The following is a 16,664-nucleotide window of genomic DNA, read 5'->3' as shown; positions in this document are numbered from 1 at the left end:
CAAGCTGCGTTCGCCTACTCTTTTGCTGACTGACTTTTTCGAGATTTTTGATGATCAATAACGATCGCCTGTTGGTGCAGATCCTGCTCGTGGTGTTGTTCGGCGCGAGCTTCTGGGTGATGGCGCCGTTCTGGTCGGCGATGTTCTGGGGCGCGGTCCTGGCGTTTGCCAGTTGGCCGCTGATGCGCCTGCTGACCCGTTGGCTCAATGGCCGCGAGTCGCTGGCGGCGGCATTGCTGACGCTGGGCTGGATGGTGCTGGTAGCGGCACCCCTGGTGTGGCTGGGTTTCAACCTTGCCGATCATGTGCGCGATGCCACGGCCTTCATCAAGGATGCGCAGGTCGAGGGGCTACCCGAAGCACCTGTGTGGCTGGGTTCGATTCCCTTTGTGGGCGAGCGGCTGGTCGGGATCTGGAACAGCATCGATGAACAGGGCGCGGCGATGATAGTGTCGCTCAAACCTTATCTGGGGCAGGTGGGTAACTGGCTGCTGGCGCGCAGCGCGCAGATCGGCGGCGGTATTCTCGAACTGACCCTGAGCATCGTCTTCGTGTTCTTTTTCTATCGTGACGGGCCGCGCCTGGCGGCGTTTGTGCACACGTTGCTGGAGCGGCTGATCGGTCAGCGGGCCGGCTACTACATCGAACTGGTGGCGGGCACGGTTCAGCGGGTGGTGAACGGTGTGATCGGCACCGCGGCGGCCCAGGCGACCCTGGCACTGATCGGGTTCCTGATTGCCGGCGTACCGGGTGCGCTGGTGCTTGGCATCGTGACGTTCATGCTCAGCCTGATCCCGATGGGCCCGCCGCTGGTGTGGATTCCGGCGACGGCGTGGCTGGCCTGGAAGGGCGAGTACGGAATGGCCATATTCCTCGGCATCTGGGGCACATTCGTCATCAGCGGTGTCGACAACGTGCTCAAGCCGTACCTGATCAGCCGTGGCGGTAACCTGCCGCTGGTCATTGTGCTGCTTGGGGTGTTTGGCGGGTTGATTGCCTTTGGCTTTATCGGACTGTTCATTGGCCCGACATTGCTGGCGGTGGCCTACAGTCTGTTGATCGACTGGAGCAAGACCCAGGCACGGGTTGACGATCGCCGGCCCTGAAATTTGCATTGGGCTTCAGGGCCTCTTCGCGAGCAGGCTCGCTCCTACACTGGTTTTGTGTTCGACACAGATCAATGTGGGAGCGAGCCTGCTCGCGAAGCTTTTGACTCAGGTCGCCACGTTCAGGTACTTGCCCACACTCGCTACGTTATCGAGCGAATACTGCTTGCTCAGATTGGCGATCATCTTTTGCAGCGCGTCATTTACGCTCGATTGATCGGAAGAACTGTTGGTGTTCTGCTCGCGACCGGTCTGCAAAGCTGCCTTGAGTTCATCACTGCTCACGCTACCGCTGCTGTCGCTGTCCAGTGCCTTGAGCAATGCGGCACTGGTGTCGGTGCTGGTCGACGAGTTGCCGTTGCTGGCCTGCAACGCGCTGCTCAGTTCGGTCGCGCTGCCACTGCCACTGCCATCGCTGTCGAGGTCGGCGAAATTCTTGCTCAGGTTGACCAGCAGGCCGTCGTGGGATTTTGGCGACAAGGCACTGTTGAGTTCATCCTGATCGACCGTGCCATCGCTGTTGCTGTCGAGTTTGGCCAGCAGGTCCTTCTGGAATTGCTGGCTGCGGGCGCTATTGGTTGTGCTGCTGGTACTTGTGTAGTTCGAGTAATTGCTGCTGATGCTACCGATCATCGGGCTCACTCCCTGGAAAGATAAACCGGTGGTGTACCGGCTTATGCAGACTCGAGGGGCGAGTTGTCGTGGGTATGTTGAGTTTGTACCGAGTGGTACACATGGCCTTCAGCCTCACCAATATCCCACAAAGGGCCGGTGTGGCTTTCAGGTGCGCGGCAGATGGATAACCGCTGTCAGGCCGCCACCGGGGGTTTCTTCCAGTGTCAGTTGCCCGCCCATCCGTTGCGCGGCCTCCCGGGCAATGGTCATGCCCAGGCCAACGCCGCCGGAGTTGCGATTGCGCGAGCCTTCAAGGCGAAAGAAGGGTTCGAACACCGCTTCACGTTGTTCCGCGGCGATGCCCGGGCCATGGTCGATGACTCGAATCACCAGCTGTTCACGATGGTCTTGCAGGGTAATCAGCGCTTGTCCTGCATAGCGCAGGGCGTTATCCATCAGGTTGTTGATGCAGGAACGCAAGGCCATTGGCTGCACTTGCAGAGGCGCACAGTGGCCGCTGGCCTGGACGTTTGCGCCCTGGTCCTGGGCATTTTCGCTCAGGGATTCCACCAACGCCTGCACATCCATCCACTGCGGGGCTTCGCTGGTGCGCTGTTCATGCAGATACGTGAGGGTGGCGTCGAGCATGTTGATCATGTCGTCGAGGTCCTGGCGCATCTGGCCTTGCAACTTGTTGTCGTCGATTTTCTCCAGCCGCAATTTGAGCCGCGACAACGGCGTGCGCAGGTCATGGGATACGGCACCCAGCATGCGCGAGCGCTGCTTGACCTGTTCCAGGATGCGGCGCTGCATTTTGTTGAACGTGTGCGCCGCTTGCCGCGCCTCCCTTGGTCCCGATTCATCCAGTGGCGGGCTGTCGAGGTCTTCGCTCAAGCGCTCGGCCGCGTCGCTCAGGCGCTGGATCGGCCGGCTCAGCAGTTTGGCGCCGTACCATGCGGCGATGATCAGTGTGACCAATTGAAACGTCAGGGGCACCAGGGGGCCGCCGAACCACGGCCGTGGTGGCCGTTTCTCGAGGTTCGGGTCCAGTGGCGGGCGTGGCCCGTCCTGGCCCTCGGAAAACTCCGGGGGAGGCGGCGGTGGCGGCGGGCCGTAATGGTGAAACCAGGCAAAGGCCAGCAGGTGCGCGAGGATAATCGCCAGCAACAGCACGCCAAACAGGCGGCCGAACAGCGTATCGAAGCGCCCGCGCATCAGCCGATGTCTCGGGCATCAAACAGGTAACCCTCGCCGCGGACGGTCTTGATCAACTGCGGAGCCTTGGGATCGTCGCCGAGTTTCTGGCGCAGGCGCGACACCAGTAGGTCGATGCTGCGATCAAAGGCTTCGATCGAACGACCGCGAGCGGCGTCCAGCAGTTGTTCACGGCTGAGTACGCGGCGCGGACGTTCGATAAATACCCAGAGCAGGCGGAATTCGGCGTTGGACAGCGGCACCACCAGACCATCGTCCGCGATCAGTTGGCGCAGCACGCTATTCAGGCGCCAATTGTCGAAACGAATGTTCGACCGCTGTTCGCTGCGGTCATCGCGCACCCGGCGCAGGATGGTCTGGATCCGCGCCACCAGTTCGCGAGGTTCGAACGGCTTGGCCATGTAGTCGTCGGCGCCAAGTTCCAGGCCGATGATCCGGTCGGTGGGTTCGCAGCGGGCGGTGAGCATCAGGATCGGGATGTCCGATTCGGCGCGCAGCCAGCGGCACAGCGACAGACCGTCTTCACCGGGCAGCATCAGGTCGAGCACCACCACGTCGAAATGCTCTGCCTGCATCGCCAGGCGCATCGCGGCGCCATCGGTGACGCCGCTGGCGTGGATGTTGAACCGGGCCAGGTAGTCGATCATCAATTCGCGGATCGGGACGTCATCGTCGACGATCAGGGCGCGAATGCTCCAGCGTTTGTCGTCACCGGGCGTTTTTTGGTCGTCGTTCACGGGTGCTTGGGTGTTGTGCATGCGTGCGTTCATCTGCCAGGTAGGCTGCCAACCACAAAGATAGGCTGCGAGGTTGTGGTTCCAGCATAGGCGTCCGGCCCTGAGGCGGGAAGTGCTGTTGCAGGGGCCTGTTGCGGTTGCCGAGGGTAGCGGGCCAGGGTGTTGCGGGCGTGTCGTGTCTGTATCGAACTCGACACAATGGCCTCAAGGGCTAGTCTTGCCTGAGCCGTCGCGACGATTTACCGATCATCGGGTCCCGCAGCGGCCCCGGTTCCGCTACAATGCGCGCCGATTTCGACTTGCCTGAGAGCCCACTCATGTCCGCCTGCCAGACTCCCATCATCGTCGCCCTGGATTTCCCTACCCGTGACGCCGCACTGAAGCTGGCCGATCAGTTGGACCCGAAGCTGTGCCGGGTCAAAGTCGGTAAGGAACTGTTCACCAGCTGCGCCTCGGAAATCGTCGGTACCCTGCGCGACAAGGGTTTCGAAGTGTTCCTGGACCTCAAGTTCCACGACATCCCGAACACCACCGCGATGGCCGTCAAGGCGGCTGCGGAAATGGGTGTGTGGATGGTCAACGTGCATTGCTCCGGCGGCCTGCGCATGATGGCTGCGTGCCGTGAAGTGCTGGATCAGCGCACTGGTCCCAAACCACTGCTGATTGGCGTGACCGTGTTGACCAGCATGGAGCGTGAAGACCTGGCGGGCATCGGCCTGGACATCGAGCCGCAAGAGCAGGTGCTGCGCCTGGCCGCACTGGCGGAAAAAGCCGGGATGGACGGCCTGGTGTGCTCGGCCCTGGAAGCCCAGGCGCTGAAAGCGGCGCATCCGTCGTTGCAACTGGTGACCCCGGGGATTCGTCCGGCGGGCAGCGCCCAGGACGACCAGCGCCGCATCCTGACACCGCGTCAGGCACTGGATGCCGGTTCCGACTATCTGGTGATCGGCCGTCCGATCAGCCAGGCGGCGGATCCAGCCAAGGCACTGGCTTCGGTTGTGGCTGAACTGGCTTAAACACCGCTAAACCTGTGGGAGCGAGCTTGCTCGCGATGAGGGAGGGTCAGTGACGTCAATGTCGCCTGACACTCCGCTATCGCGAGCAAGCTCGCTCCCAAAGTGGTTTTGGGATTACTTCAAATATCGGGTTACACCTTCAACACCAACTTCCCGAAATTCTCGCCGCTGAACAATTTCATCAGCGTCTCCGGGAAAGTCTCCAGCCCTTCGACGATGTCTTCCTTGCTCTTGAGTTGCCCCTTGGCCATCCAGCCGGCCATTTCCTGGGCGGCGCTGGCGTACTGGGCGGCGTAGTCCATCACCACAAAGCCTTCCATGCGCGCGCGGTTCACCAGCAGCGACAGGTAGTTGGCCGGCCCCTTGACCGCTTCCTTGTTGTTGTACTGGCTGATGGCGCCGCAAATTACCACCCGCGCCTTCATGTTCAGGCGGCTCAACACCGCGTCGAGAATGTCGCCACCCACGTTATCGAAATACACGTCGACGCCTTTCGGGCACTCGCGCTTGAGACCGGCGAGGACGTCTTCGCTCTTGTAGTCGATAGCGCCATCGAAACCCAGTTCATCGATCAGGAACTTGCACTTGTCGGCGCCGCCAGCGATGCCAACCACCCGGCAGCCTTTGATCTTGGCGATCTGCCCGGCAATGCTGCCCACGGCGCCTGCCGCACCCGACAGCACCACGGTGTCACCGGCCTTCGGCGCGCCGACGTCAAGCAGGGCGAAGTACGCCGTCATCCCGGTCATGCCCAGGGCGGACAAGTAACGTGGCAGCGGTGCCAGTTTCGGATCGACCTTGTAGAAGCCTCGGGGCTCGCCGAGGAAGAAATCCTGCACGCCCAGGGCGCCGTTGACGTAATCACCCACGGCGAACCCCGGGTTGTTCGAAGCAACGACTTTGCCCACACCCAAGGCGCGCATGACTTCGCCGAGCCCGACCGGCGGGATGTAGGACTTGCCCTCGTTCATCCAGCCGCGCATGGCCGGATCCAGGGACAGGTATTGGTTTTCGACCAGGATCTGGCCCGCCGCCGGCTCGCCGACCGGTACTTCCTGGTAAGTGAATGTCTCACGGGTCGCCGCGCCAACCGGACGTTTGGCGAGCAGGAATTGGCGATTGATCTGGGAGGTCATGGCAGGCACTCAAGATGAATGAAGCTTTGTTGATAGCCGGTCAGCGCCGATGTCGCAAGTTCGGCTGATGCGGCGAATGCAGGTTGATCCAGTGCAGTGATAGTTGGTACGGCAGTTCCATCACTGCAACTCATGGGCGCCCAACCGGAGCCTTGATAGTGCTGCCGTGTTCAAGACCTCCATGGCTAGACTGGTCCTACGCGATTCCCCGCACTCTTCTATTCGAGGACATAACAATGAGCATGACGTTTTCCGGCCAGGTGGTCGTGGTGACAGGCGGGGCGGCCGGTATTGGACGCGCGACCGCCCAGGCATTTGCCGCCGAGGGCCTTAAGGTAGTAGTGGCCGATATGGACGTGGCGGGCGGCGAGGGCACGGTGGCGCTGATTCGTACGGCCGGTGGCGAAGCGGCCTTCGTGCGCTGCAACGTTACCCTGGAAAGCGATGTAAAAAATCTGATGGATGAGGTGATCAACACTTACGGTCGCCTCGACTATGCCTTCAACAATGCCGGTATCGAAATCGAGAAAGGCAAGTTGGCCGACGGTACGCTCGACGAGTTCGACGCGATCATGGGCGTCAACGTCAAAGGTGTCTGGCTGTGCATGAAGTACCAGTTGCCGCTGCTGCTGGCGCAAGGGGGTGGTGCGATCGTCAATACGGCATCGGTGGCCGGCCTTGGGGCAGCGCCGAAAATGAGCATTTACGCAGCTTCTAAACACGCAGTGATCGGCCTGACCAAGTCGGCGGCCATTGAGTACGCCAAGAAGAAGATCCGGGTCAACGCGGTGTGCCCGGCGGTGATCGACACGGATATGTTCCGCCGCGCTTATGAAGCCGACCCGAAAAAAGGCGAGTTCGCCAACGCCATGCATCCGGTCGGTCGCATCGGCAAGGTCGAAGAGATCGCCAGCGCGGTGTTGTATCTGTGCAGCGATGGCGCGGCGTTCACGACCGGCCATTCGCTGGCGGTGGATGGTGGTGTTACTGCGTTCTAAAAAGCGCCGCACCGCCGCTCCCACAGGTTTTTTGGTTCCGCTAAAGGGCCAGGCAATGTGTTTCAAATGATTAGAGCAAAGGGTTTTGGCGGCGTTGTCGCACATGTCTTCGAACGTTCCTGTGATTAACTGCTTCTCGCAAAATCAACAGGAGTTTGCTTGCTCATGGAATTGAGAATCGACCGACAGGCGCTGGTGCCCGTCGTACAGCAAATTGTTGACGCGCTGACCTGCTGGCTTCATTCCAGCGGGGTATCGCCCGGTACGCGCCTGCCTTCGGTGCGACAGATCGCGCGGGTCAATTTGCTCAGTCAGGTAAGCGTCGTTCAGGCCTGTGAACGTCTGGTGACGCAAGGGATGCTGGTGTCAGGTCATGGCGCCGGCTATGCGGTTGCCGACCCGGCATTGGCCACAGGCGCAAAGCACGAGCCTGTCTGGTTCGAGGGGGCTGACCCCGGGATCGGGCCCTGTTCGACTGAGTTGAGGCTGGGCTGTGGCGGGCTGCCTGAAAGCTGGCGCGAGACAGACGATCTGATTTACGCGATTCGGCAAGTCAGTCGTACCGACACGGCCAGCCTGTTCAACTACAGCACGCCGCTAGGTTTGCCGGCCTTGCGACAACAGATCCTCAAGCACCTTCGGCAGCTGGATATCCGGGCGCAGGACAACCGGATCATGACCACGGCGGGTGCCAGTCAGGGGCTCGACCTGATCGTGCGGACACTGTTCAAGGCCGGTGACTGTGTGGTCGTGGAGAGTCCCGGTTATCCGGTGCTGTTCGACCTGCTCAGGCTGCACGGCATCCACATGGTCGAGGTACCGCGAACGCCGCGCGGGCCGGACGTGGACGTGCTCGAATCGGTGCTGGTCAAACACCGGCCTCAAGGGATGATCATCAATAGCTTCTATCACAACCCGACCGGCAGCAGCCTTGCACCGGTGGTGGCGCGCCGCGTGCTGCAGCTGGCGAGGACCTTTGGTGTGCAGGTGATCGAAGACGACGTCTATGCGGATCTGCACAGTGGTTCCGGTATGCGACTGGCTGCGCTGGACGACGACGTGATCTACGTAGGCAGCTTTTCCAAGACACTCAGCAGTTCCTTGCGGGTGGGTTTCGTGGTGGCCGATGCCGAAGTCATTACGCGCATGGCCGAGGTCAAGATGATCAGTGGCATGGGCGCTTCGCGATTTTGCGAATCGGTGCTGGCGTGCCTGTTGGCTAACGGTGCCTACCGCAAACTGGTGCAGCGTCAGCGCCAACGCTTGAGCAGCGACCGGCTGGCGGTGCTGCAATTGCTGGAAGATGCCGAATGGGAAGTGTTCGGCAAGCCGGCGGGAGGCCTGTTCATCTGGGCACGATCACGAATGTCCGACTTCGATCAGCTGCGGACCCACGCCCGGCGTCTGGGTGTACTGCTGTCATCGAAGACAGCCTTCAACCCCTCGGGGGAGGCCAGTGACTGGCAGCGTATCAACGTGGCATATGCCTGCGATCCGCGTGCCCGGGCGTTCTTTCAGGCCACTGCCCGGGATCGACCTCAAGCGTTCTGAAAACGACGTTGGCGTAGCTTTTTGCCATTATTCCGGCGCCAGAGCCTTGTGTTGCCACTGGCCCGTTGCGAATCTGCGTCTACAGACTTTGGCAGGGGACTAAGTGCAATGAATTCGGCCGTGCAAGGACGTTTTGCCAACCTCGGTATGGCGAAAAAACTGGGTGTCGGGTTTGTCCTGGTGCTGTTGTTGACCGCAGTGGTGGCGGGCATTGGTGTTTGGTCCCTGCAAACCATCAGCCAGCGCTTCGACGGGCTCAAGCAGATGTCATCGCTTAACAGCGGTCTGCTCAAGGTGCGGCTGCTGGAGCAGGAGTACGCCTTGCACGGCAATCCGAAAACCGTCGATGCCCTGCATGAGGGCGTCGATGGCTTGATCGCCCTGGCCGGCCAGCTCAAGGCCGCGTCGGCGGCCAACGTGCCGGTGATGAATGATGTCGAACAGTCTCTGGGTGCCTATCGCAAGGCTTTCGACGAATTCGTCTCGCTCACCCAGGCCAAGGATCTGGCCCTGGAAATGGCCAGTTGGTCGGTGTCCAGCGTGGCCAATAATCTTGATGTATTGCAGTCCGGGCTCGCCGATGACGGCGCCTATACGCTGAAGGATTCCGAAGGCAAGGACGGTGCGCAATTCCTTGAGCAGGCCAGCCAGGTCAGCCAGGTTTCACGCTTGATGCTGCAAGCCATGAATGAAGCCCGCGTGCGCCTGGATCAAAGCCGCAAAGGCGACGACAGCGCCGGGCAGGGCAAGATCGAACAGGCCAGCCAGGCATTGACCCAGGCCGAGCAGCTCAAGACCACGGTCAAGGACGAGGGGTATCAGACCGTCCTCAATGAGGTCACAGGCCATATCGCCAGTTTCAGTGACAAGCTCGCCGAGTACACCGGCCTGCTGGAGCAGGAAAAAACCGTCTATCAACAATTGCATCAGCGCGCAGCCCAAGTGGTCGAGCGGGTGGATCAGGCTTATGTCGCGCAAGACCTGGCGATGCAGGCTGAACTGAAAAAGAACTCGCTGCTTATCATTGGCTCTTCCGCGCTGGCATTACTGGTCGGGCTGGTTGCCGCGTGGTTCATCACCCGGTTGATCGTGGCACCGCTGCGCCGTGTGATTCAGGTGGCGCAGCAGATTGCCTCCGGGGACTTGAGTGCGACCATTGACGTGACACGCCGTGACGAAATCGGCCAGTTGATGCAGGCAATGCAACAAATGGGCGCGGGGCTCAGCCATATAGTCAGCGGCTTGCAGTCGGGTATCGAGCAGTTGGCGACTTCCGCCCAATCGTTGTCGGCGGTGACTGAACAGACCAATCTCGAAGTCAGCACGCAGAAGGAGGAAACCGAACAGGTCGCCACCGCAATGAATCAGATGACGGCCACGGTGCATGATGTCGCGCGCAATGCCGAAGAAGCGGCATTGGCTGCGCAAACGGCTGACGGCAAGGTTGAAAGTGGTCAGCTGGTGGTGCGCCAGAGCATGGCGCGGATCGAGCAACTGGCGGACTCGGCCGCCTCGGCCAGTTCGAGCATCGAAAGCCTGAGTGCGGAAATCCAGAATATCGGCACGGTTTTGAGTGTGATCAAAAGCGTGGCGGAGCAGACCAACCTGCTGGCATTGAACGCGGCGATCGAGGCGGCCCGGGCCGGCGAGCAGGGCAGGGGCTTTGCCGTGGTGGCCGATGAAGTGCGTGCGTTGGCCAAGCGAACCCAGCAATCGACCGAAGAAATTGAACGCCTGGTCAGCGCCTTGCGCACGGCGGCGCAGTCGTCGGTGCAGCAGATCCAGAGCAGTGGCGAGCTGGTGAAGCTGGCAGTCAGCGATGCCTTGCAGACCGAGAGTGCGTTGGGAAGCATTGCGGCGGCGGTGTCGCTGATCCAGCAGATGAACCAGCAGATTGCAGCGGCGGCCGAGGAGCAGAGCTCGGTGGCCGAGGAGATCAACCGCAGTGTCACCAGCATTCGCGCCAGTGCCGATCAGTCATCGCTGGCGATGCAGGGCAATGCCGCGTCCAGTATCCAGTTGGCGCAGCTTGGGGTTGAACTGAAGGGGATGGTGGGGCATTTCAGGCTTTGAACTGATCATCGGCCAGACCAAAAAAAAGCCACCTCTGCTGGGTGGCTTTTGTGTTTTCGCTGATCAGTCGTAGATCGCTTTCTTTTTCCAGTCCGCATCGGCCTCGACGTCTTTGAGGCCTTCGGTCAACTGGTTGACCTCGCCTTCGACCGGCGCGATGCGATCCATGACCTGGTCGTTGGCGCGGGCCAGGAGTTTTTCCAGGTACTGGAGTTGCTCGGCGTAGACCTGTGGCTCCTGTTGTTTGCGCAGGTATTGCACGCCGCGCTCGAATGCCAGGCGAGCCTGCCCGGGCTGATTCTGTTGCAGGGAGTGCTGGCCGAGGTTGTTGAAGAACTCGATGTGCAGCAGCACCAGGATGTGGCGCACTTCACGAATCCAGCGCTTGGCTTCGTTAGGGGGCAAGAAGCCGTCCTGTGCCGCGCGGGTAATCTGGCCGTGCAGGGCTTCGAGCAGGAAACGGACATCCTTGGCCTTGGCTTCGGTCTGGATCGGTGCCGGCGGATTGTTGACCGGGATGGATTCACCCTGGCCGACAAGGGCCTCCAGTTCGGCGATCCGTGCCTTGAGGTTGGCGCTGGATTTCTCCAGGTTAAGCAGGCGCCGGCAGACGTTCAGTTCCAGGCGGGCCAACAGCAGCTTGAGGGCCGGGGTCATCAGCTGGCCGGGGAACGTCTCGGTGATTTCGCCGCAGCGTCGCAGGCGATCGTTGAGTTCAATCTTGGTACGGGCCTTTTCCAGCTTGTTGTTTTCCACCACATGGTTCATGTAGCCAATGGCGATCAACAGTGCGATCCCGGCTACAACTAGCAGGGTGATCATGAGTGGCGTCACCGGTAAGACCTCTTTATAGGTTGCGCATGCGAGTCTGGTGGCTTGGCATTTGAGCGCCCAGGCCCGCACGACGGGTTGGATCGGACATGCTTGTACTTATATCGGCCGGAGCCCCGCTTCTATAAATGATGGCACTCGATATACAGATTGCCATCACCCGGTGGACTATAACGTCTTGGCGGGTGCCAGAATATAGGCGTCAAACGCCGGGCAGCGGAAAAACCGCAATGGCTCTCAAAAGCAGGGCGAAGTCATTGATTTAAATAAATTTATATCAGGGGGTTGACGACCTCTCAATCCATCCATAGAATGCGCGCCACTTGCAGCGTAAAGCACACAGCGAAACGAAGCAGGGAGTGAATGTTGTACGTGTGTCCCCTTCGTCTAGTGGCCTAGGACACCGCCCTTTCACGGCGGTAACAGGGGTTCGAGTCCCCTAGGGGACGCCAATGCGGGAATAGCTCAGTTGGTAGAGCACGACCTTGCCAAGGTCGGGGTCGCGAGTTCGAGTCTCGTTTCCCGCTCCAATTTTAAACAGCGTTGCTTTCGGGCAGGGCTGAGTGAAACCAGAACCAAGTCTTCGGATGCGGCTCTGGACACCGAAACACACACCATGTGTTCCGGGTAGCGTGTCCCCTTCGTCTAGTGGCCTAGGACACCGCCCTTTCACGGCGGTAACAGGGGTTCGAGTCCCCTAGGGGACGCCATTTGCGGGAATAGCTCAGTTGGTAGAGCACGACCTTGCCAAGGTCGGGGTCGCGAGTTCGAGTCTCGTTTCCCGCTCCATATTTAACGAAAACGCCGCTCATTGAGCGGCGTTTTTGTTTGCGCGTAAAAAACCGGATCAACCGCTGAGGCTTTGCACCAGGCTTTCGAGCGCTTCAGTGGTTTTCTCATCCTCTACCAGTTGCGCAGCTGCAGCCGCTTTGAGTTGGCGTGCCAGGCGGTATTCGCTGGGCGTACAGTTGGCGAACTGCTTGAAGGCACGGGCAAAGTAGGAAGGATCCTTGAAGCCGGCCTCATAGCCGATGCTGGTAATCGGCATCTGGCTGTTGTCGAGCAGGTCTTTGGCGAAGTTCATGCGCTTGTTCAGGATGTAGTCGGTGAAGCCAAGCCCATTGGTTTCCTTGAACAGGCGGCTGAAGCGAAATGTCGTCATGCCGCAGCGCTGCGCCAGATCCCTCTGATCGATGCTGTCTCGAAAGTGCTGTTCGATGTACAGCATGACATTAGTCAGCGCCTGGTGTTTTTGATGTCCTGAGGTCAGCCGGATGCTGTCCGGCAGGGTCGGCGAGTGGTCGATCTGCGATGTCTTGCCCTGGCCGTTGGCATTTCGTCGCAGCTCGCAGAGCTGCATCACCGCCGTCAGGTAACGCTTCCTCTCGGTGGGCGAGAGTGGGAGCACCATGTATTCCCAGACGCTGGAGCGCATGGCCCATACCGCCAGCTCCTCGGAGTGCTGCACGGTAAACATGGTGATCGGAATGGTGGGGGTGGTGCGTTTGATCTCCAGCAATAACCTCAAGCCTGGAGTGTCGGGGCGATCAAAGTGGATGCAGATCATGTCTGCGTGCTCCCTGATGGGCAGCACGGAGTTTTTTGCCAGTTTGCAATCGCAGGCGTCCTCGAACTGCGTGACGAGTTCTTTCGTGGACCGATCATGAGTCAGATCGAACCACAGGAGCGATGGCCTTTGGGTCAAAATGGACGTCATGTCTCTACTCTGGGGGTTCTAGTGACTCTCATCGCCAGTATTACCAAAGTGATATCACTTTGCAGATTTAATCCCGATAGAACAGGCGATTTTTAGTTCCTTTCGCTCTATGAGTCTCCTGGAAGGTTGCCCGGGACGAGTGTTTGCTTGTGTGTTGTCGGCAAACCCGGGTTGAGCCGCCTGTCGCTTGTGAATCAATGGCAATTGCCTTTGCGTTTCAATGCCTTGTTTTCACCCTCCTTACCAGTGCAACGGCCAACGTCTCGTATTCGGCCGCCCCGCAAAAAAGTCCTATCGATGTGCAAAATCTTCCTAACGCCCATGCCTTGCACCTGACTAGTGTTGCACTCAGGCAGCGCAGAAAGTACTGCCTCAGAAAAAACAACATTCGAGTGAGGTGGGCAAAATGATCATGCAAACAATCAAGGCTTCGGTAGTGAAATTCGTCAAAGACGAAGACGGCCTGACCATTGTGGAATACGCGGTGGCCGGTGGGCTGATTACGGTGGCTGTCGCCGCAATGTTTGTGACTTTGGGTACCAACGTGAACACCAAGATCACAGCGCTGTGCACGGCGGTCAAAGGTAGTGGCTGCTGATGATTGCAACTCACGGTGGCGGGGCGCTTCGCGCTGTCCCCGCCAATGTACTTTCTGAGCCGTATGGTCGCTGAAGTGAGGTACACAAAAATGACTCTGCAAGCAATCAGAACTTCGATAAGCAAGTTCGTCAAAGATGAAGATGGCCTGACCATTGTGGAGTACGCCGTTGCCGGTGGGTTAGTTACGGTAGCTGTTGCCGCAATGTTTGTAACTTTGGGCGGCGAGGTGAACACCAAGATCACAGCGCTGTGCACTGCGGTCAAAGGTACTGGCTGCTAACGATAGTCCCGTCAGGGGAGACGTGCCATGTCCATGGAATTGCTGGTGTCGACAGCTGTACTGCTAGGACTGCTGGGCGTCGCGGTGGTGAGCGATCTGCTTCGCCACCGTATTCCCAACATGCTGGTCTTGTTGGGGCTTGCCCTGGGGCTGGGGGCTCAAATGTATTCGGGTGGCATCAGTGGATTGGGTGACAGCCTGTTGGGCATTCTGATCTGTTTTGCGCTGTTCCTGCCCATGTACGCCTTCGGTGGCATGGCCGCCGGTGACGTCAAGTTGATGGCCATGGTCGGCAGTTTTCTACCATTCCATTTCGCGTTGTGGGCTGCAATGTTCAGTTTGATAGCCGGCGGCGTGTGCGGTTTTTTGATAGTGCTGTATCGCGGTCAATTGTTTCAGACCCTGGGGCGTTATTGGTTGATTCTAAGGGCGCAGGCTTATCTGGCGCCAACTTCGGATGAAGTAGCCGGCAAGCCTTTTCCTTACTCAGTTGCAATTTTGCTCGGCACGCTGGGCAGCATCTACTGGCAACTCATTGCCAGTGGATTGGGAGTTTAGTCATGCACGTCATGGTTGATACTGATGCCTTCCCAAATGAGCGGGAAGCGGTGCAACGACTGGCTCCTCAGCCGTGCACAATCCGCGAAACCGGTCTGACCGACAGTTTTCTCGGCGAGTTGGTGTGCAAGCATTTGCACGACGCCGGCGTGCTAGACATGTCACGGCTGGTGGACCGCCTGGCGCTGACCGGCGCGGTACTTGAAGAGGTCCTGGCGTTTCTGCGCAAGGATGGTCGTGTCGAAGTGCTGGGCCAGGTGAGTCAAACGGGTGGGCAGATGCTGCGCTACGGCCTGACCGAACGTGGTCGCAGTGCCGCCCGCGATGCCCTGTCGCGCAGTGGCTATATCGGTGCGGCCCCCTTCCCGGTGAGCACCTACCGCTCCCTGATCAAGTTGCAGACCATTCACCATGGACGCATCAACGCCAACGATATGCGCAATGCCCTCGCGGGCGTAGTGCTAACGGAGGGGATGCTCGATCAGCTGGGTGTGGCAATGAACTCCGGGCGCGCAATCATGATTTATGGCCCCGCGGGTACCGGCAAGACTTATGTCAGCAGTCGGCTGATCCGTCTGTTCGCCGAGGCCATCTGGGTCCCTCATGCCATCGTCATCAACGAGTCGGTGATCGAGATCTATGACCCGCAGGTGCATCAGCGGCTCGATGATAACGCTCAACAGAACAATCTGATGCTCAACGAAGGCATCGACCGTCGACTGCTGTGCTGCAAACGCCCGATCGTCATCACGGGCGGCGAGTTGACCATGGAACAGCTGGACGTTCGCTATGACCCCTTCACCCGCCAATACCAGGCCGCCTTGCAGCTCAAGGCCAGCAATGGCCTGTTCATCATCGACGACATGGGGCGCCAGCGCATGGCGCCTGCCGAGCTGTTCAATCGCTGGATCGTCCCGATGGAGGAGAAACGCGATTTCCTCAACCTGGGTGGCGGTCGGCATTGCGAGCTGCCGTTCGATCTGATTCTGGTGTTTTCCACCAACCTCAATCCCCTGGAGCTGGCCGATGAGGCCTTCCTTCGCCGGATTGGCTACAAGCTGCAATTCGGTTACCTGAAGCCCGAGGAGTACGAAAAGATCTGGCGTCAGGAAAGCGAGCGTCTGGGTATTTCCTATGACCCGCTGCTGTTGCGTTATGTGCTGCAAAGGCTTTATGCAAGTGAAGGCATGCCCCTGGTGCCCTGCCACCCCCGTGATCTCCTGAACATGGCACTCGATCGCCAGCGCTATATGGGCGGTTCCGGACCACTGTCACCGAAAGAGTTGGAATGGGCCTGGCACAACTACTTCGTCCAGCTCAACTTTCTTTGATACGGAGATACTGACATGAGCTCTCGCACGCTTACCCTGATAGGCGTTTCCCTGGCCATGGGCCTAGGGGCTGCATGGATGGCTGATTCATGGCTGAGCGCGCGGCTCAATGCCAGTCCGGATGACCACCTTCGAAACGTGGTGGTCGCCACGGTAGAGATTCCATTCGGGCAAATGGTCGAGGCCCAGCAGGTCACGACCGTACGCATGCCCATGGATACGATCCCGGACGATGCCTTCGATGCCAGTGAAAAAGCCGTGGGCAAGATCGCAACGTTCGACATTCTGCGGGGCGACATCGTGCGCGGTGCGCGTCTGAGCGAGCACCTGGGGGGCAGCACCCTGGCTTCTTTGATTGCACCTGACAAACGCGCCATATCGGTACGCGTGGACGATGTGGTCGGCGTCGGCGGATTCCTGTTGCCGGGTAACCGGGTCGATGTACTGGCGACCAAAACCACCAATGCCGGGAGTAACAGCGCTACGTCCAGGACCATCCTCGAGAACTTGCGGGTGTTGGCGGTGGATCAGACCGCGGGCACCGACAAGACCCAACCGGTCGTGGTGCGTGCGGTGACCCTGGAAATGTCGGCCGCTGAAGCGGAAACCCTGGTCACGGCGCAGACGGAAGGCAAGTTGCAACTGGCGCTGCGTAACCCGCTGAACCTCGAGAAGAAAGCTGCGGCCGTTGCGCCTGCTACGCCTGCTGCCCCGGCCCCGGCCCCGGCCATGGCCGTGGCCACCGCCGAGGCGCCAAAGCGCGTGGTACAGCGCAGCAATGGCGGGGGTGGGGGTATCACCGTTATCCGCGGGACCGAAACCAAAGTAGTCAACATTCGCTGACAGGGCACAACCGTATCCGGGCACCAGGGTATTGGTGGAGCCGATCCGGATCAGTAT

The 16,664-nt window shown here is 59.6% G+C and carries 16 protein-coding genes and 4 tRNA genes; 14 read left to right on the top strand and 6 right to left on the bottom strand.

Features of this window, described 5'->3' with window-relative positions:
• Positions 1 to 50 precede the first annotated feature (50 nt).
• A complete protein-coding gene (locus tag AABM52_RS23505; protein ID WP_347908328.1) occupies positions 51 to 1,106 on the top strand; it encodes an AI-2E family transporter in 1,056 nt (351 codons plus the stop codon).
• A gap of 108 nt (positions 1,107 to 1,214) precedes the next feature.
• On the opposite strand, the gene xopAW is transcribed toward AABM52_RS23505, so the two are convergent.
• The 3 genes from xopAW to AABM52_RS23490 all read right to left on the bottom strand — a co-directional run bounded on the left by xopAW (position 1,215) and on the right by AABM52_RS23490 (position 3,694).
• Positions 1,215 to 1,739: a XopAW family type III secretion system calcium-binding effector gene (gene xopAW, locus AABM52_RS23500; RefSeq protein WP_347908327.1), complete on the bottom strand. Its 525-nt coding sequence runs from the start codon at positions 1,737 to 1,739 to the stop codon at positions 1,215 to 1,217.
• Between the two features lie 147 nt (positions 1,740 to 1,886).
• A complete protein-coding gene (locus AABM52_RS23495; protein ID WP_347908325.1) occupies positions 1,887 to 2,936 on the bottom strand; it encodes a HAMP domain-containing sensor histidine kinase in 1,050 nt (349 codons plus the stop codon).
• The gene (locus AABM52_RS23490; RefSeq protein WP_347908323.1) at positions 2,936 to 3,694 is read right to left on the bottom strand and encodes a response regulator; all 759 of its coding nucleotides are present in this window, start codon (positions 3,692 to 3,694) and stop codon (positions 2,936 to 2,938) included. Before AABM52_RS23490 ends, AABM52_RS23495 begins: the two co-directional genes overlap by 1 nt.
• A gap of 296 nt (positions 3,695 to 3,990) precedes the next feature.
• On the opposite strand from AABM52_RS23490, the gene pyrF reads away from it, so the two are divergent.
• Positions 3,991 to 4,689: an orotidine-5'-phosphate decarboxylase gene (pyrF, locus tag AABM52_RS23485; RefSeq protein ID WP_008016546.1), complete on the top strand. Its 699-nt coding sequence runs from the start codon at positions 3,991 to 3,993 to the stop codon at positions 4,687 to 4,689.
• Positions 4,690 to 4,820: 131 nt separating this feature from the next.
• Here the strand turns inward: pyrF and AABM52_RS23480 are convergent, their stop codons facing one another.
• Positions 4,821 to 5,825 carry an NADP-dependent oxidoreductase gene (locus AABM52_RS23480; RefSeq protein ID WP_347908321.1) on the bottom strand — a complete coding sequence of 335 codons (1,005 nt, stop codon included), beginning with the start codon at positions 5,823 to 5,825 and terminating at the stop codon, positions 4,821 to 4,823.
• A 236-nt stretch (positions 5,826 to 6,061) separates the two neighbouring features.
• On the opposite strand from AABM52_RS23480, the gene AABM52_RS23475 reads away from it, so the two are divergent.
• From AABM52_RS23475 to AABM52_RS23465, 3 genes are all read left to right on the top strand, one after another.
• Positions 6,062 to 6,823 (top strand): SDR family oxidoreductase, encoded by a 762-nt coding sequence (locus tag AABM52_RS23475; RefSeq protein WP_347908319.1) that lies wholly within the window; start codon positions 6,062 to 6,064, stop codon positions 6,821 to 6,823.
• Positions 6,824 to 6,988: 165 nt separating this feature from the next.
• Entirely contained in the window at positions 6,989 to 8,374 is a 1,386-nt protein-coding gene (locus AABM52_RS23470; protein WP_347908317.1) for a PLP-dependent aminotransferase family protein, read from the top strand.
• Between the two features lie 108 nt (positions 8,375 to 8,482).
• On the top strand, positions 8,483 to 10,447 hold the full coding sequence (locus tag AABM52_RS23465; RefSeq protein ID WP_347908315.1) for a methyl-accepting chemotaxis protein: 1,965 nt from the start codon (positions 8,483 to 8,485) through the stop codon (positions 10,445 to 10,447).
• A 63-nt stretch (positions 10,448 to 10,510) separates the two neighbouring features.
• Here the strand turns inward: AABM52_RS23465 and AABM52_RS23460 are convergent, their stop codons facing one another.
• A complete protein-coding gene (locus AABM52_RS23460) occupies positions 10,511 to 11,281 on the bottom strand; it encodes a hypothetical protein (RefSeq protein WP_347908313.1) in 771 nt (256 codons plus the stop codon).
• 373 nt (positions 11,282 to 11,654) lie between these two features.
• Between AABM52_RS23460 and AABM52_RS23455 the strand changes: the two genes are divergently transcribed.
• The 4 genes from AABM52_RS23455 to AABM52_RS23440 all read left to right on the top strand — a co-directional run bounded on the left by AABM52_RS23455 (position 11,655) and on the right by AABM52_RS23440 (position 12,067).
• Positions 11,655 to 11,730, top strand: a tRNA-Glu gene (locus AABM52_RS23455).
• Between the two features lie 2 nt (positions 11,731 to 11,732).
• Positions 11,733 to 11,808, top strand: a tRNA-Gly gene (locus tag AABM52_RS23450).
• A gap of 104 nt (positions 11,809 to 11,912) precedes the next feature.
• A tRNA-Glu gene (locus tag AABM52_RS23445) sits at positions 11,913 to 11,988 on the top strand.
• A gap of 3 nt (positions 11,989 to 11,991) precedes the next feature.
• Positions 11,992 to 12,067: transfer RNA gene (locus AABM52_RS23440), tRNA-Gly, on the top strand.
• 58 nt (positions 12,068 to 12,125) lie between these two features.
• On the opposite strand, the gene AABM52_RS23435 is transcribed toward AABM52_RS23440, so the two are convergent.
• The gene (locus AABM52_RS23435) at positions 12,126 to 12,995 is read right to left on the bottom strand and encodes a DNA-binding response regulator (protein WP_347908311.1); all 870 of its coding nucleotides are present in this window, start codon (positions 12,993 to 12,995) and stop codon (positions 12,126 to 12,128) included.
• 406 nt (positions 12,996 to 13,401) lie between these two features.
• Between AABM52_RS23435 and AABM52_RS23430 the strand changes: the two genes are divergently transcribed.
• From AABM52_RS23430 to cpaB, 5 genes are all read left to right on the top strand, one after another.
• Positions 13,402 to 13,593, top strand: a complete 192-nt coding sequence (locus tag AABM52_RS23430; RefSeq protein WP_347908310.1) for a Flp family type IVb pilin — start codon at positions 13,402 to 13,404, stop codon at positions 13,591 to 13,593.
• 90 nt (positions 13,594 to 13,683) lie between these two features.
• On the top strand, positions 13,684 to 13,875 hold the full coding sequence (locus AABM52_RS23425) for a Flp family type IVb pilin (protein WP_347908309.1): 192 nt from the start codon (positions 13,684 to 13,686) through the stop codon (positions 13,873 to 13,875).
• A gap of 27 nt (positions 13,876 to 13,902) precedes the next feature.
• Positions 13,903 to 14,433, top strand: coding sequence for a prepilin peptidase (locus tag AABM52_RS23420; protein ID WP_347908307.1), 531 nt, complete (start codon positions 13,903 to 13,905; stop codon positions 14,431 to 14,433).
• Between the two features lie 2 nt (positions 14,434 to 14,435).
• Positions 14,436 to 15,764 (top strand): AAA family ATPase, encoded by a 1,329-nt coding sequence (locus tag AABM52_RS23415; RefSeq protein ID WP_347908305.1) that lies wholly within the window; start codon positions 14,436 to 14,438, stop codon positions 15,762 to 15,764.
• Positions 15,765 to 15,779: 15 nt separating this feature from the next.
• A complete protein-coding gene (cpaB, locus tag AABM52_RS23410) occupies positions 15,780 to 16,607 on the top strand; it encodes a Flp pilus assembly protein CpaB (RefSeq protein WP_347908304.1) in 828 nt (275 codons plus the stop codon).
• Positions 16,608 to 16,664: the final 57 nt, after the last annotated feature.

It is taken from the genome of Pseudomonas grandcourensis (assembly GCF_039909015.1).
GTDB lineage: Bacteria > Pseudomonadota > Gammaproteobacteria > Pseudomonadales > Pseudomonadaceae > Aquipseudomonas > Aquipseudomonas grandcourensis.
Note: the sequence above shows the minus strand (reverse complement) of the source record. Positions and strands in the feature narration are given on the sequence as shown.

Bases quoted from the DNA above. Each gene is read 5' to 3' on its own strand.
- AABM52_RS23420 (WP_347908307.1), top strand. From the start codon at position 13,903: ATGTCCATGGAATTGCTGGTGTCGACAGCTGTACTGCTAGGACTGCTG.
- cpaB (WP_347908304.1), top strand. From the start codon at position 15,780: ATGAGCTCTCGCACGCTTACCCTGATAGGCGTTTCCCTGGCCATGGGC.
- AABM52_RS23495 (WP_347908325.1), bottom strand. From the start codon at position 2,936: ATGCGCGGGCGCTTCGATACGCTGTTCGGCCGCCTGTTTGGCGTGCTG.
- pyrF (WP_008016546.1), top strand. From the start codon at position 3,991: ATGTCCGCCTGCCAGACTCCCATCATCGTCGCCCTGGATTTCCCTACC.
- AABM52_RS23475 (WP_347908319.1), top strand. From the start codon at position 6,062: ATGAGCATGACGTTTTCCGGCCAGGTGGTCGTGGTGACAGGCGGGGCG.
- AABM52_RS23435 (WP_347908311.1), bottom strand. From the start codon at position 12,995: ATGACGTCCATTTTGACCCAAAGGCCATCGCTCCTGTGGTTCGATCTG.
- AABM52_RS23465 (WP_347908315.1), top strand. From the start codon at position 8,483: ATGAATTCGGCCGTGCAAGGACGTTTTGCCAACCTCGGTATGGCGAAA.
- xopAW (WP_347908327.1), bottom strand. From the start codon at position 1,739: ATGATCGGTAGCATCAGCAGCAATTACTCGAACTACACAAGTACCAGC.
- AABM52_RS23430 (WP_347908310.1), top strand. From the start codon at position 13,402: ATGATCATGCAAACAATCAAGGCTTCGGTAGTGAAATTCGTCAAAGAC.
- AABM52_RS23470 (WP_347908317.1), top strand. From the start codon at position 6,989: ATGGAATTGAGAATCGACCGACAGGCGCTGGTGCCCGTCGTACAGCAA.
- AABM52_RS23415 (WP_347908305.1), top strand. From the start codon at position 14,436: ATGCACGTCATGGTTGATACTGATGCCTTCCCAAATGAGCGGGAAGCG.
- AABM52_RS23425 (WP_347908309.1), top strand. From the start codon at position 13,684: ATGACTCTGCAAGCAATCAGAACTTCGATAAGCAAGTTCGTCAAAGAT.
- AABM52_RS23480 (WP_347908321.1), bottom strand. From the start codon at position 5,825: ATGACCTCCCAGATCAATCGCCAATTCCTGCTCGCCAAACGTCCGGTT.
- AABM52_RS23505 (WP_347908328.1), top strand. From the start codon at position 51: ATGATCAATAACGATCGCCTGTTGGTGCAGATCCTGCTCGTGGTGTTG.
- AABM52_RS23490 (WP_347908323.1), bottom strand. From the start codon at position 3,694: ATGCACAACACCCAAGCACCCGTGAACGACGACCAAAAAACGCCCGGT.